This window comes from Microbacterium sp. MMO-35 (assembly GCF_037147555.1).
Classification (GTDB): domain Bacteria; phylum Actinomycetota; class Actinomycetes; order Actinomycetales; family Microbacteriaceae; genus Microbacterium.
The window spans coordinates 89,460-103,313 of the sequence record NZ_JBBCVH010000003.1 but is presented as its reverse complement, the minus strand read 5'-3'; the positions used below and the strand labels follow the sequence as shown (position 1 = coordinate 103,313).

Sequence of the window (13,854 nt, the reverse complement as noted above, 5' to 3'; positions counted from 1 at the left end):
ACCCTCCCGGTTCGACCCCGTACCCTGGAGGGGTGACCACGCCGCCCTTCGCCCCGCCCACCGACGCCGAGATCGCGGTCGTCTCCGCGCAGCTCGGCCGCGAGGCCCGCGGAGTCGTCGGCATCGCCGCCCGCTGCGTGTGCGGCAACCCGACGGTCGTGGCGACGCTGCCGCGGCTGCCCGACGGCTCGCCGTTCCCCACGTTCTACTACCTCACGCACCCCGTCGCGGCGGCCGCGATGTCGACCCTCGAGGCCGAGCACGCGATGCCGGAGCTCGCCGAGCTGCTCGACGACGAGGAGGTCGCCGCCGCCTACCTGCGCGCGCACCAGGCCTTCCTCGCCGACCGGTCGCAGTACGGCGACGTGCCCGAGATCGCCGGGGTGTCCGCGGGGGGCATGCCCACCCGCGTGAAGTGCCTGCACGCGCTGGCCGGCCACGCGCTCGCCGCGGGGGAGGGCGTCAACCCCATCGGGGACGAGGCGCTGCGCCGCGCCCGGTGGTCGCCGGAGCGCTGCGAGTGCGTCGAGCCGGGAGCCGCGCGGGGACGGTGAGCCGAGCCCGATGACCGCGCCCCGCATCACGCCCCGCGCCCGACGGCTCCGCACCGTCGTCGCGCTCCTCGTGCTCGCCGTCGCGACGCCGCTGGCGATGGCGGCGACGCCCACCCCGACGCCGACGGCGGATCCCGAGCGCGCGGCGGAGTACTGGCTCGAGGGCGCGCACATCGATACCGCCTGGAAGACCACGCGCGGCGCGGGCGTGACGATCGCGATCATCGACACCGGCATCGCGAACGGGCCGAGCGCGTTCCAGGGCGCCGTCACCGACGGCACGGACGTGTCGGGCATCGGATCCGACGACGGTCGCACGCCGCTCGGGCCCCTGGACAGCGACCACGGCTCCCGGGTCGCCTCGCTCGCCGCCGGACGCCCGAACGCGGACGGGACGGGCATGATCGGAGTGGCGCCGGAGGCCAAGCTGCTCTCGATCTCGCTGGGGTTCGGCACGACGGCCCCGGTGCCCTTCACGAAGCAGGTCGCGGACGCGATGCGGTGGGCGGTGGATCACGGCGCGAACGTGATCAACCTGTCCTTCACCACGAACACCCTGGAGTGGGACCGCAGCTGGGACGACGCGTTCCTCTACGCGTTCCAGCACGATGTCGTGGTCGTCGTCGCGGCCGGCAACCGTGGCAGCGGCACCGCCATGGTCGGGGCCCCCGCGACCATCCCGGGCGTGCTCGCGGTCGGAGGCGTCGACCAGCGCGGGGTCGCCAGCCGTGCGGCCTCGACGCAGGGCATCTCGATCGCGGTCTCGGCACCCAGCGAGTCGCTGCTCGGCGTCGACGCCGACGGCACCGTCGAGACCTGGAACGGGACCAGCGGCGCGGCCCCGATCGTCGCCGGCGTGGTGGCGCTGGTGCGCGCCGCGCATCCGGACATGGATGCGAACAACGTGATCAACCAGATCATCCAGACCGCCCGGCCCGCGCCGCAGGCGACGGCGCATCCGGATCCTCTGTACGGCTACGGACTGGTCGACGCCTCCGCCGCCGTGAGCTCGGCCGTGCCGCCCGTCGACGAGAACCCGCTCGGCGACCTGTCGGACTGGATCCGGTTGCACCGCCGCGCCGAGGCTCCGGCGCCCGCGCAGTCCACCTCGACACCGCTCGCCATCCCGCCTCTGCCGAAGGCCGATGCCCCGACGAAGGCGACCTCGCCGCTGATCCCCAGCCCGGATTCGCTGCTGTACGGTACCCTCCCGCTCGCGGCCCTCACGGTGCCTGGTATCCTTATAGCGCTTGGCGTCACCGCTGCTGCCCGGCGCATCCGTTCGGCGCGCGCTTCCGCACGCCAAAATCCCGATGACTGAGGAGTTAGCCTCCGTGACTGAGAGCACCGTGGCAAAGAGCGCTGCTGCGCCCAAGATCCTGATCGTGGGCGGTGGTTACGCCGGTTTCTACACCGCGTGGAAGCTCGAGAAGCACCTCCGCAAGGGTGAGGCCGAGGTCACGATGGTGGACCCGCTGCCCTACATGACCTACCAGCCCTTCCTGCCCGAGGTCGCTGCCGGGTCGATCGAGGCGCGGCATGCCGTCGTCGCACACCGTCGCCACCTCAAGCGCACCCACGTGGTCACCGCGAAGGTCACCGGCATCAACCACGCCGACAAGGTCGCGACGATCACGCCGTCGGTGGGCGAGCCCTACGAGTTCGCGTACGACCAGATCGTGGTCACGGCCGGCGCCGTCTCCCGCACGTTCCCGATCCCCGGCATCGCCGACAACGCGATCGGGCTCAAGACGATCGAAGAGGCCGTCGCCGTGCGCGACAAGCTGCTCTCGAACTTCGACAAGGCCGCCTCCATCCCCGCCGGGCCGGAGCGCGACCGGCTGCTCACGGTCGTCGTCGTGGGCGGCGGCTTCGCCGGCATCGAGGCGTTCGCCGAACTGCGCTCGTTCGCCTCGGCGCTCATCTCCAAGTACCCGCAGCTGTCGTTCGAGGACACGCACTTCCACCTCATCGAGGCGATGGGCCGCATCATGCCCGAGGTCTCCCTGAAGACGAGCGAGTGGGTGCTCAAGGACCTCGCCAAGCGCGGTGCGAACGTGCACCTGGACACCCAGGTCAAGGGCGCCGTCGACGGCAACGTCGAGCTCTCCACCGGTGAGGTCATCCCGACCGACCTCATCGTCTGGACCGCGGGCGTCATGGCCAACCCGACCGTCGTGCGCGGCGGCGATCTGCCGGTCGAGGAGCGCGGACGCATCCAGACGCGTGCCGATCTGCGGGTCGGCACCCCCGACGCGTTCGTCGAGGGCGCGTGGGCCGCGGGCGACGTCTCGGCCGTCCCCGACCTGTCCGGCGGCGGCGTCGGCGGCATGTGCGTGCCCAACGCGCAGCACGCCGTCCGTCAGGCCAAGCTCCTCGCGAAGAACCTCGTCGCGGTGCTGCGCGGAGAGACGCCGAAGGACTACGTGCACAAGAACCTCGGCGCCGTCGCGGGCCTCGGTCTCTACAACGGCGTGTTCCAGTCCGGCAACCTCGCGCTGAAGGGCTTCATCGCCTGGCTCGCGCACCGCGGTTACCACGGCCTCGCGATGCCGTCCTGGGAGCGCAAGTGGCGCGTGCTGTGGGGCTGGTGGAACAACCTGTGGCTCGGCCGCGACATCGTCGGCCTCGAGGCCGTGCAGACGCCGCGCGCGGTGTTCGACGAGTTCGCCGCCCGCCCGCGCCCTGCGGTCGACGCCGCTCCGGCGCCCGCCGCGGTGGCCGCGCCCGCTCCGGCCGACAGCAAGCCGGTCGCCGCGCCGAAGGCTGCCGCGGCCAAGAAGCCGGCCGAGGCCGCAGCCAAGTAAGACCCCTCGGGAACGCCCCTGCTCCTCCTCGGAGCGGGGGCGTTCCTCGTTCACCGCACCGATCGCCGGCGATGCTAGGGTGACGCCCGAACATCGCGAACGCATTCGGGAGTGGCCCATGTCGCAGGAACGCATCCACATCAACCCGCTGCATCGCCGGGCGGGATCCGGCGTCTCCGTCGACAAGCACCGGATCCCCGATCGGGGCATGGACCCGCTGACCGCCTATCACGTGGTCAGCGACGAGACCATGCTCGACGGCAACGCCCGCCTCAACCTCGCCACCTTCGTCACGACGTGGATGGACGAGGAGGCGCAGCGGCTGTACGCGGAAGCCGTCGACAAGAACATGATCGACAAGGACGAGTATCCGCAGACCGCAGCGATCGAGACGTACTGCCAGCGCATGATCGCCGAACTCTGGCACGCGCCGGATCCCGCCGCGGCGCCGGCCACCTCGACGATCGGATCGAGCGAGGCGTGCATGCTCGCCGGCATCGCGCTCAAGCGGCGCTGGCAGGAGAAGCGGCGCCAGGCGGGCGCGGATGCCACTCGCCCCAACCTCGTGATGTCGAGCGCGGTGCAGGTGTGCTGGGAGAAGTTCTGCAACTACTTCGAGGTCGAGCCCCGGTACGTGCCGGTGAGCGCCGAGCACCCGGCCCTGGACGGCGATCTGCTCGCGCAGTACGTCGACGAGAACACGGTCGGCGTCGTCGCGATCCTCGGCGTCACCTACACCGGCGCTTACGAGCCGGTCGCCGAGATCGCGGCGGCCCTCGACCGCATCGCGGCCACGGCCGGCCACGACGTGCCGATCCACGTCGATGCCGCGTCGGGCGGGATGGTCGCGCCGTTCCTGGATCCGGATCTGGCCTGGGACTTCCGCGTGGAGCGCGTCGCGTCGATCAACACCTCCGGTCACAAGTACGGTCTCGTGTATCCCGGCCTGGGCTGGGTCGTGTGGCGTGACGCCGAGGCGCTGCCGGAGTCGATGGTGTTCCGGGTCAGCTATCTCGGCGGGGACATGCCGACGCTCGCCCTGAACTTCTCGCGTCCCGGCGCCCAGGTGCTGCTGCAGTTCTATCTCTTCCTGCGGCTCGGCAGGGAGGGCTACGCGGAGGTGCAGGGCACGTCGCGGACGGTGGCGCGCTATCTCGCGGACGGCATCGGCGGCCTCGAGCCGTTCGCCCTGATCAGCGACGGCTCGACGATCCCGGTGTTCGCCTGGCGGCTGCTCGACGGTCACACCGCGAACTGGACGCTCTACGACCTGTCGGACCGTCTGCGCATGCGGGGGTGGCTGGTGCCGGCGTATCCGCTTCCCGCAGATCTGGAGCAGATCACCGTGCAGCGGATCGTGATCCGCAACGGCGTGACGATGGATCTGGCCGAGGCGCTGCTCGCCACGATCCGCGAAGAGGTCGCCTATCTGGATGCGCTGACCTCGCCGTTGCCGGATCGTTCTACGGCCGGAACCGGCTTCACGCACTGACCCGGTCCCTGCGCCGGATCGTCGTCGGAAGCCTGGAGAAATCGAAAGCTCCCGTCCGCCTCTCGGCGAACGGGAGCTTCCCCCCTCCCTCCGCCCTTCACCATCGACCGGGGAGGGACCGACGGTGAAGGGCATGGAGGCCCCTGCCCTCGCAAAGCGGGAAACGAGAGGCAGGGGCGGTCTCCGCACATCCCCATTGTGCGGAGGGCGCAGGCAGCAGCAGCGCCTGCGGGTCTTCATGTCAACCGGTGTGCGGCGAAGTCAGAGCCGGCCTCGGGATCACGACCAGGTGATGGTGACGAGGCCCTCGCCTCGTGCGTCCGAGCGCGGCACGGGTGTGGTCGCGGTGGCCCCGGAAGCGTTCACGAAGCTGGATCCCGCACCGCCGGCGGAGCCTCCTTCGAGCAGGCCAGAGGGGCCCGAGGTCTTCGAGAACGCACGACCGCCACCACCGCCGGCCCAGCCGCCTCCGCCGCCCCCGCCGTTGACGCCGCTGGACAGGCCCTGCCCGGTGGGGGAGCTGATGAACGGACCGTCGCCGCCGTCCCCGCCGCCATTGGCGCCGGATCCGTTGGCGCCGCCCGCGCCGCCGGGGTACTCGGTCGCCGTGCCGCTGCCGTTGACCAGGGGTGCCGCGCCGGCGCCACCGACGGCACCGATCGCTGCGCCGCCCCCGCCCGCAGCGAACACGAGCGTGCCGCTGTTGCTGAATCCGAAGCCGTAGCCCACGGCGCTGCCGCTCGATGAGCCGAGGCCGGCGTCGACACCGTACTTCGGTGCGGTGAGGACCTCGGTTCCGGTGCCGCTCATGGAGATGTTGACGTTGGCTCCGCCTCCGCCGCCACCGGCCACGACGACGGGCGTGCCGTCGACCAGGATCGCGCTGCCCGCGCCGCCGGCTCCCACGGCTCCCCAGACGTCACCGCCGTTGCCGAATCCGGCTCCGCCCGGGCGCGGGTTCGTGGATCCGCCTCCGGCACCGGCGCCACCCGCGATGAGCGTCAGCACATGGGTCCCCGGGGTCAGGACGAGATCGCCCGAGATCGCGGCACCGCGGCCGGCCGCGGTGCCGCTGTAGCGGCCGCCGTCCCCGCCGGCCACGATGAACGTGACCTTCTTCGCACAGGCGGGAATGGTCAGGGTCGTCATGGACAGGGTCGCGCCCGTGCCGAGGATCGTGAGCGTTCCCGGTTCGCAGACGCTCGCCGCGGCCAGCGGCGCCGCGGCCGCTGCCGCGATGACCGGCACGCTCCAGGCCGCACCCTTGACGATCGCACGTCGGTCGATCGCGCGCGACGTCGTCGTCGCCCCCGTGGCCTGATCGTTCGGCTGTGGCGTTTCGAGCATGGTTCTCCCCTTGGTTGTTCCGAGATGGCTTGCCGGCGATGACGCCGGATGCCGCTGGCCGTCCCTCAAACCCCCCTGGGTGAGAGCACGACGCGTGACGCGCAGCCAAGAACCATGCTGTCGCGCACGATCCGTCGGCCGCGATCCGTGGAACTACCTGTTCGACTACCTGCTCGCCCCCGCGCGCGGAGCGGCCGGCGAAGCCGCTACTCCGGTCCCGCCGCGCGGTTCGCGCCATCGACGGTGCGGCGCACGTACCACGTGCTGATGTCGACCCGGGAGCGGACTCCGAGCTTGCGGCGGATGCGCTCGACATGGCCCTCCGCGGTGCGCACAGAGATGGTCAGGGCTGCGGCGATCTCCTTGTTGATGCGGCCTTCCGCGATCAACGCCGCCACCTCGAGCTCCCGGGGGGAGAGGACCGCGGCGTCCGCAGCGGGGTGCCGTTGCAGGGCGTACTCCACGGCCTGCGCGGGAGTCATCCGGTAGCCGCGAAGGGTGGCGGCGGGGTGGAGGACCTCGGTGATCTGGGCGTGCCGCTGCGCGAGGCGGTCGCGTTCCTCGATCGTCTCGGAGAAGAGGGCCGTGGATGCGATGTGGGTCGTCGACGTCCCCACGGACGCGCCGAACAGGGTCGCCGCGCGCTCCGTCTGATCGTCCGCGGCGGCGATGAAGCCTGCGATCAGCAGCGCGTCGGGGTTCTCCGGGCGGTTCGGCACCCACACCGAGGACCGCATCGCCGAGTCGGAGAGACGGCGCGCATCGCCCAGTTCCCCCTGCCGCCAGGCGTAGAGGGCCAGCACGTGCTGCGCGAACGCCCGATAGTAGGTCTCGTCCGCGGCGGCCGACAGGTCGATCAGCTCGTTGCAGGAGCGGGTTCCCCGTTCGACGTCGCCGAGTCCGTTGCAGGCGTAGACCAGCACCTGGCGGAGCCGGTACGGTGTCGCGTCCGCGGGGTCCATCGTCCGGGAGTGCTCGATGCCGGCCGTGGCGACGGCAGCCGCATCGTCGAACTGCCCGAGCAGCAGGTGCCGGAACGCACGCCCGAACGCCATCCGGGCACGGGAGTCCGCGGAGGCGACGCCGGGGGCTGCCGCCACCTCTGCCGCGCGCTGGAGATGAGCGTCCGCGGACGCCAGGTCGCCCTTCGCCAGCGCGAGCGACTCGGCATCGAGCAGCGCGATCAGCAGCTCTTCCGAAGGCTCGCTCAGGAGACGGAGAGCCCGCTCGACCCAGTGGCGGCCCTCGTCGATGCGTCCGGAGGCCCACCACAGCTGCGGGGTGCAGATCACGCAGGCGCGGTATGCGGTCGCGGCGTCGCCGCGGCCGATCGCGTGCTCGCTCGCGGCCCGGATGTCCGGCAGGGAAGCCTCGAGATCCGCGACGAGGCGCTGCTGCTGCGGGCCGATCCACTCCTCCTCAGCGCGGGCGGCCACCGTCGCGAACCACCGGGCGTGCGCATCGAGCACCGCGTTCTCCCGTTCCGGGTCCTCGGCGAGCCGCTCCCGCCCGAACCGGCGCAGCACGTAGAGCATGCGGTAGCGCGCCCGTCGATCCTGGTCGTCGTCGGCGCGAAGCAGCACCGACTTCTCGAGGAGGGCCTCGGTGAGATCCAGGACCTCGGCGGCCTCCAGCCCGCTGACCTGGACCGCGTCGTCGAGCGCGAACGGACCCGCGAGGGCCGACAGGGAATCCCACAGCAGGCGCTCCCTCGTACTGCAGAGCGAGTAGCTGTCCGCGATCGACGCGATCAGCGACGTCGTGTGTCCCGGCTCGCGGCCCGCGCGCCGCAGCAGGCCGATCGACGTCCGCGTCTGCTCCAGGATCTGGAGAGGCGAGAGGGCTCCGATGCGGCAGGCCGCCAGTTCGATCGCCAAGGGCAGGCCGTCCACGAGGCGGCAGATCTCGGCGACCTCGCCGTCGCCCGTGCCGGTGCCGCGGAAGGCCGGATCCGACCGCCGCGCCACGGCCGCGAACAGCTCCACCGAGGCGCCCCGGGCAGAGGTGTCCAGGCCGCCGAGCGCGACGGCGACCTCCTCGTCCACGCCCAGCGGCTGCCGACTGGTCGCGACCACCCGCACGTTGCGGGTCGCCGCCAGGAGAGCGCTCACGAACTCCGACACGGCCGCGGCGATGTGCTCGCAGTTGTCCAGGATCACGAGGCTCGGCTCCTCGTCGAGGTAGGAGCTCAGCGCGGCGAGGGGCTCGGCCAGGGTCGACTTGATGCCCAGCGTGGCGATCACGGTCTCGGCGAGCAGCGCACCCGAACCCAGCGTCCCGAGAGGGACGAACCACACCCGGTCCCGCCCTCCGGCGATCAGCCCCGCGGCGAACTCGATCGCCAGGCGGGTCTTCCCGACTCCCGCCGGACCGCGAAGCGTCACGAGACGGTGGGCCGCCAGGTGGGCCTCCACGCTCGCCAGGTCCTGCTCCCGCCCGACGAACGGGCCCGCAGTACGTGGAAGACGCATCGCACGACCTCCCCGGAGTCCTGAGCGCTCTGCAACCGACAAGCTAGCAGGGGTCGTCGGGTGCGGGGTATCGGCCTGACCCGTCGCCGGCGGCGGCGCGGGCTACGATCCGTGTGTGGACTTCGTCGTGCTGTATCGCCTGCGCGAGGGCGTGGACCGCGCCCGGGTGGGCCAGGTGTTCCCTCGCCATCAGGCCTACTACCGTGCCTTCCATGAGGCCGGCGGAGAACTGATCGCGCTCGGGCCCTTCGCGACGGCCGATGCGGCCGCGGGATCGATGGGCGTCTTCGCGACGCGCGACGCCGCCGAGCGCTTCATCGCCGGGGATCCGTTCGTGACGGAGGGGCTCGCGGAGGCGCGGATCCTGGACTGGAACGCGATCTGGCTCGACGGCCGTCCCGGCGCCTGACCTGGTGCCCCCGCCGGGATTCGAACCCGGACTGAAGCGATTTTAAGTCGCCTGCCTCTGCCGTTGGGCTACGGGGGCCCGTCCCGAGCCTAGCGAGGGGAGGGCCGGCACGATGTTGACTCCGAGCCAATAGGGTGGAGGGGTGCTCGAGCTCATCGCCGATCAGGGCAGCATCCCCGCGTCAGCGCCCCTGCGCGCCCACCCGTGGCGGGACCCCGCGCGATGGTGGCCCCGGCTGACCGCGGCCACCGCGCACCTGCCCGCGCCCGTCGCCGTGATCGACCTCGAGGCGCTGCGCTACAACGCGATGGACATGGTCGTGCGCGCGGGCGGGCTGCCGATCCGCGTCGCGACGAAGTCGGTCCGGGTGCGCGAGGTCATCGACGCGGCCCTGCGGGTACCCGGATACCGCGGCCTGCTGGCCTTCACCCTCGACGAGGCGCTGTGGCTCGCCGAAGACCACGACGACATCGTGCTGGCGTATCCCACGGCCGATCGCCCGGCGCTGCGGCGCCTGCTGGCCGACGAGCAGGCCTGCCAGCGGATCACCCTCATGGTCGACGACGAATCGCAGCTCGACCTCATCGACGCGGTCGTCGCGCCCGTGCAGCGCCCGCGCGTGCGCATCGCGATCGACGCGGACGCCTCCTGGCGAGCGCCGGCCCTCGGGCACATCGGGGTGTTCCGCTCGCCGCTGCACTCCGCGGACGAGGTGGCGCGCTTCGCCCGGCGCGCGGCGGAGCGCGACGGGTTCCGCCTCGTCGGGCTGCAGATGTACGAGGCCCAGATCGCGGGACAGGGCGACGACACCGGCAGCGGCGACACGGTGATCCGCACGGTGCAGGCGCAGTCCCGTCAGGAGCTGCGCGAGCGCCGCGCCCGCATCGCCGAGGCCGTGCGCGCGCTGGTGCCGCTGGAGTTCGTCACCGGCGGCGGCACCGGATCTCTGGAGTACACCGGATCCGATCCCGCCCTCACCGAGATCACCGCGGGCAGCGGCCTGCTCGCCGGGCACCTGTTCGACGGCTACCGCTCCTTCGAGCTCGCCCCGGCGAGCGCCTTCGCCTTCGACGTGGTGCGCCGGCCCGCCGCCGACATCGCCACGATCCTGGGCGGCGGCTGGATCGCCTCCGGGCCGCCTGTGGCGTCGCGGCAACCGCTGCCGGTGTGGCCGCAGGGGCTGCGCACCGCGCCCCGGGAAGCCGCGGGCGAGGTGCAGACGCCGCTGCGCGGCGACGCCGCCCGCACGCTGCGGGTCGGCGACCGCGTCTGGCTGCGGCATGCGAAGAGCGGCGAGCCCGCCGAGCGGATCCTGAGCTATCACCTCGTCGACGGCGACCGTGTCGTCGGCGAGCTGCCCACGTATCGCGGCGAGGGAAAGGCGTTCCTGTGACACGACCCGGCGGGACCTGGCAGAACTGGGGCCGTTCGGCCTCGATCCGACCGATCCGGGTGGAGCGTCCGCGCTCGCCGGAGGGCGTGCAGCGCGCCGTGCGGGCCGCGGCGGCGCAGGGCCTGCGCATCAAGGCGGTCGGCGCCGGGCACAGCTTCACCGACGTGGCCGTCGCTCCCGACGTCCTGCTCGAGCTCGACGATCTGCAGGGGAGGGTGTCCGTCGATGAGGCCCGAGGACGCGTCACGCTTCTCGCCGGCACCCGCCTGCACCGGATACCGGCGCTGCTCGCGCCGTTCGGGCTGGCGATGGAGAACCTCGGCGACATCGACCGGCAGTCGATCTCCGGCGCGATCTCGACCGGGACGCACGGCACCGGCGCGGGTTTCCGCGGCATCGCCGCGCAGGTCGTCGGCGTCACGCTCATCACCGCCGCCGGCGAGTTCCTGCGCGTCGACGAGGAGCACAACGCCGAGCTGCTGCCCGCGGTCGCGCTCGGGCTCGGCGCGCTGGGGATCCTCGTCGAGGTCACGCTGCAGTGCGTCCCCGCGTTCGTCATGCACGCGGTGGACGCGCCGGCGCCCCTGGACGAGGTGCTGGAGACCGTGCACGACCGGGTCGCCGCCGCCGACCACTTCGAGTTCTACTGGTTCCCGCATACCGACGTCGCGCTGACGAAGACCACCGAACGCCTGCCCGAGTCCGCGGTCCGGCATCCGCTGCCCGCGGTGGGGAAGTGGATCGACGAGACGCTCCTCTCCAACGGCGTCTACCGGGCGGTGTGCGCCGCCGGGGTCGCCGTGCCGGCGATCACGCCGCCGTTCAGCCGGCTCGCGGTGAAGCTCACGGGCGACCGGGAGTACACCGACCTCTCGCATCGGGTGCTGACGCAGAGCCGCACGGTGCGCTTCCGAGAGATGGAGTACGCGCTGCCCCGGGACCAGGTGGTGCCCGTGTTCCGTGCGGTGCAGGCGCTGATCGCGAGGCGCGGCTGGCGCGTGGAGTTCCCGATCGAGGTGCGCTTCGCCGCCGCCGACGACCGGTGGCTGTCCACGGCGCACGAACGCGATTCCGCCTACATCGCCGTGCACCGCTACTGGCGGCACGATCCGCGCGAGTACTTCGACGCGGTCGAGGCGATCTGCGTCGAGCACGGCGGGCGACCGCACTGGGGCAAGATGCACTCGCTCGACGCGGAACGGTTCCGCGAACTCTATCCGCGCTTCGGCGACTTCGTCGCGCTGCGCGATCGGCTGGACCCGGAACGCCGTTTCGGCAACCGGTATCTGGAGCGCGTCCTCGGCGCCTGACTGTTGCCTGGCAGCCCGGCAAACACGAAGGGTGCCGGGATAGGATGGGCGAAATCGCGTCTGCAAAGGGGGGTCGTCGTCCGTGGATGTTCTCGTTCCAGTGCTCGTCGTCGTCGGAGTGATCGTCGTTCTGATCGTCGCCGTCGGCATCTATCTGTGGGCCACGTACAACTCGCTCGTGCAGCTGGGGGTCCGCGTCGACGAGGCGTGGAGCGACATCACGGTGCAGCTCAAGCGCCGAGCGGATCTGATCCCGAACCTCATCGACACCGTCAAGGGGTACGCCGCGCACGAGAAGGCCGTCTTCGAGAACGTCACGCGCGCTCGGGCGGAGACGCTCTCGGCCTCCACTCCGGGTGAGGCCGGGGCGGCGGAGGGCCACCTGCAGCAGGCGCTGAAGAGCCTGTTCGCGGTCGCCGAGGCCTACCCGCAGCTGCAGGCGAGCCAGAACTTCCTGCAGCTGCAGTCCGCCCTCGTCGACACCGAGGACAAGATCCAGGCCTCCCGCCGGTTCTACAACGGCGGCGTCCGGGAGCTGAACACCAAGATCAAGGTGTTCCCGAACAACCTGTTCGCCCGCAACCTGGGCTTCACCGAGCGGGAGTTCTTCGAGGTGGCCGACGGCACGGCGATCGCCGAGCCGCCCCGCGTCCAGTTCTGACGGGACGTCGTTCGACGTCCGCGGAGGCGTTCACGCCCCCAGGGGCACCTGATCCGCGCGCCCCGCGTCATGCCGCTGCACCCGCTCCGGATGCGCGTCGAGAGCGCCGGCCAGGGCGCTCGACGCGTCGCCCCACCCTGAGACCGAGACGTGCTCCAGCCCCTGCCATCGCGCCGCTGCCCGGAGCTCCGCCGCGATGGGCTCCGCGTCCTCGGCGGGCCGCGCCGACGGCTCCCACCATGCCGACTGCACGCGCAGCGTCCCGGTCGCCCGGTCGGCCTTGAGGTCCACGCGCGCCGCGATGCGGTCGCCGACCAGCACGGGGAGCGAGTAGTAGCCGTAGCGCCGCTTCGCGGCCGGCGTGTAGATCTCGATCCGGTAGTCCAGACCGAACGTCCGCAGGGCGCGATCGCGGAACCAGACCACGGGGTCGAACGGGGTGAGGACGGCCGTCGTGTCGATGCGCCGGGGGAGGGACGCCTCGGCGTGGCGCCAGGCCCGCACGGGGCGTCCGTCGCGCTCCCAGCCGCGCACGCGCACCGGCACCAGCTCGCCCTGCTCCACCAGGTCGGCGATCGACGCCAGCACCAGAGCCCGGTCCTTGATGCGGTAGTAGTCCGCGATGTCGGCGGCGGTCGCCACCCCGGACGATCTCGCCGCCCGCCGGACGAGCTCGCCGACGGCCGTCGCGCGGTCCGCGTCCCGGCCGAGCAGTTCGGCGGGCACGACGTCCTCCGCCAGCGCATACCGGCGCTCGAAGCCGTCCCGCCCGGCGATCGCCACATCCCCGATCCGCCAGAGGTACTCGAGCGCGTGCTTGACCTCGTCCCACTCCCACCAGCCGCCGCGCCCGCCGGGCGCGTCGCCGCGAATCTCGGCGGGGCGGGACGGGCCGCGGTCCCGCAGCTCGGCGCGCACCCAGTCCAGCGTGCGCGCCGAGGAGCTCTGCCCCCAGAACGCGCCGCGCTTGGCCCGGAACGCATCCCGGCGGAAGCCCCAGAGGGGCCAGTCCTCGACGGGCAGGAACGTGGCCTCGTGCGCCAGATACTCCGTGTAGCGCCCCGTCCGCCCGATGCCGGGCCGAGCCAGGAACGCGCGCTCCAGCACCGCGGGGTCGTATGCGCCCAGCCGCGAGAACAGCGGAAGGTAGTGCGACCGGGCGAACACGTTCACCGAGTCGATCTGCAGCACGCCCATGCGCTCCATCGCCGTGCGCAGGTGCCGCACTCCCGGCGAGGCGGGGCGACGGCGCGAGAAGCCCTGCGCCGCGAGCGCGATCCTCCGGGCCTCGGCCGCGCTCAGGGTGTCGACGGGGGAGGGGACGGCAGCGGATCCTGTCACGTCCGCCAGCGTAGCGACCGCCGCCGACACCGCCCGGAGGTCCCCGTACCCCCGGGGCGGACACAGCGC

Annotated in this window: 11 protein-coding genes and 1 tRNA gene; 8 read left to right on the top strand and 4 right to left on the bottom strand. The window is 72.2% G+C overall.

Annotation, left to right across the window (positions count from 1 at the left end; all coding sequences use genetic code 11):
• Nucleotides 1–32: 32 nt before the first annotated feature.
• From WFJ01_RS07350 to WFJ01_RS07335, 4 genes are all read left to right on the top strand, one after another.
• Entirely contained in the window at nt 33–554 is a 522-nt protein-coding gene (locus tag WFJ01_RS07350) for a DUF501 domain-containing protein (RefSeq protein ID WP_292884507.1), read from the top strand.
• Between the two features lie 10 nt (nt 555–564).
• Nucleotides 565–1,875 (top strand): S8 family serine peptidase, encoded by a 1,311-nt coding sequence (locus WFJ01_RS07345; RefSeq protein WP_336628673.1) that lies wholly within the window; start codon nt 565–567, stop codon nt 1,873–1,875.
• 13 nt (nt 1,876–1,888) lie between these two features.
• Nucleotides 1,889–3,361 (top strand): NAD(P)/FAD-dependent oxidoreductase, encoded by a 1,473-nt coding sequence (locus tag WFJ01_RS07340; protein WP_251446786.1) that lies wholly within the window; start codon nt 1,889–1,891, stop codon nt 3,359–3,361.
• A 118-nt stretch (nt 3,362–3,479) separates the two neighbouring features.
• Entirely contained in the window at nt 3,480–4,853 is a 1,374-nt protein-coding gene (locus WFJ01_RS07335; RefSeq protein ID WP_336628672.1) for a glutamate decarboxylase, read from the top strand.
• 279 nt (nt 4,854–5,132) lie between these two features.
• On the opposite strand, the gene WFJ01_RS07330 is transcribed toward WFJ01_RS07335, so the two are convergent.
• Nucleotides 5,133–6,200: a hypothetical protein gene (locus tag WFJ01_RS07330; protein ID WP_336628671.1), complete on the bottom strand. Its 1,068-nt coding sequence runs from the start codon at nt 6,198–6,200 to the stop codon at nt 5,133–5,135.
• A 206-nt stretch (nt 6,201–6,406) separates the two neighbouring features.
• Nucleotides 6,407–8,671: an ATP-binding protein gene (locus WFJ01_RS07325; protein WP_336628670.1), complete on the bottom strand. Its 2,265-nt coding sequence runs from the start codon at nt 8,669–8,671 to the stop codon at nt 6,407–6,409.
• 115 nt (nt 8,672–8,786) lie between these two features.
• Here WFJ01_RS07325 and WFJ01_RS07320 point away from each other — a divergent pair, with 115 nt between their 5' ends.
• Nucleotides 8,787–9,080: a YciI family protein gene (locus WFJ01_RS07320; protein WP_292884518.1), complete on the top strand. Its 294-nt coding sequence runs from the start codon at nt 8,787–8,789 to the stop codon at nt 9,078–9,080.
• A 2-nt stretch (nt 9,081–9,082) separates the two neighbouring features.
• On the opposite strand, the gene WFJ01_RS07315 is transcribed toward WFJ01_RS07320, so the two are convergent.
• Nucleotides 9,083–9,158, bottom strand: a tRNA-Leu gene (locus WFJ01_RS07315).
• Nucleotides 9,159–9,222: 64 nt separating this feature from the next.
• On the opposite strand from WFJ01_RS07315, the gene WFJ01_RS07310 reads away from it, so the two are divergent.
• From WFJ01_RS07310 to WFJ01_RS07300, 3 genes are all read left to right on the top strand, one after another.
• Entirely contained in the window at nt 9,223–10,473 is a 1,251-nt protein-coding gene (locus WFJ01_RS07310) for an alanine racemase (RefSeq protein ID WP_336628669.1), read from the top strand.
• Entirely contained in the window at nt 10,470–11,783 is a 1,314-nt protein-coding gene (locus WFJ01_RS07305; RefSeq protein ID WP_336628668.1) for a D-arabinono-1,4-lactone oxidase, read from the top strand. Before WFJ01_RS07310 ends, WFJ01_RS07305 begins: the two co-directional genes overlap by 4 nt.
• 82 nt (nt 11,784–11,865) lie before the next feature.
• Nucleotides 11,866–12,444, top strand: coding sequence for a LemA family protein (locus WFJ01_RS07300; protein WP_251446811.1), 579 nt, complete (start codon nt 11,866–11,868; stop codon nt 12,442–12,444).
• 30 nt (nt 12,445–12,474) lie between these two features.
• Here the strand turns inward: WFJ01_RS07300 and WFJ01_RS07295 are convergent, their stop codons facing one another.
• The gene (locus WFJ01_RS07295; RefSeq protein ID WP_336628667.1) at nt 12,475–13,785 is read right to left on the bottom strand and encodes a winged helix-turn-helix domain-containing protein; all 1,311 of its coding nucleotides are present in this window, start codon (nt 13,783–13,785) and stop codon (nt 12,475–12,477) included.
• Nucleotides 13,786–13,854: the final 69 nt, after the last annotated feature.

Coding starts and splice junctions, on each gene's coding strand:
- WFJ01_RS07345 (WP_336628673.1), top strand. CDS start 565: ATGACCGCGCCCCGCATCACGCCCCGCGCCCGACGGCTCCGCACCGTC.
- WFJ01_RS07335 (WP_336628672.1), top strand. CDS start 3,480: ATGTCGCAGGAACGCATCCACATCAACCCGCTGCATCGCCGGGCGGGA.
- WFJ01_RS07330 (WP_336628671.1), bottom strand. CDS start 6,200: ATGCTCGAAACGCCACAGCCGAACGATCAGGCCACGGGGGCGACGACG.
- WFJ01_RS07325 (WP_336628670.1), bottom strand. CDS start 8,671: ATGCGTCTTCCACGTACTGCGGGCCCGTTCGTCGGGCGGGAGCAGGAC.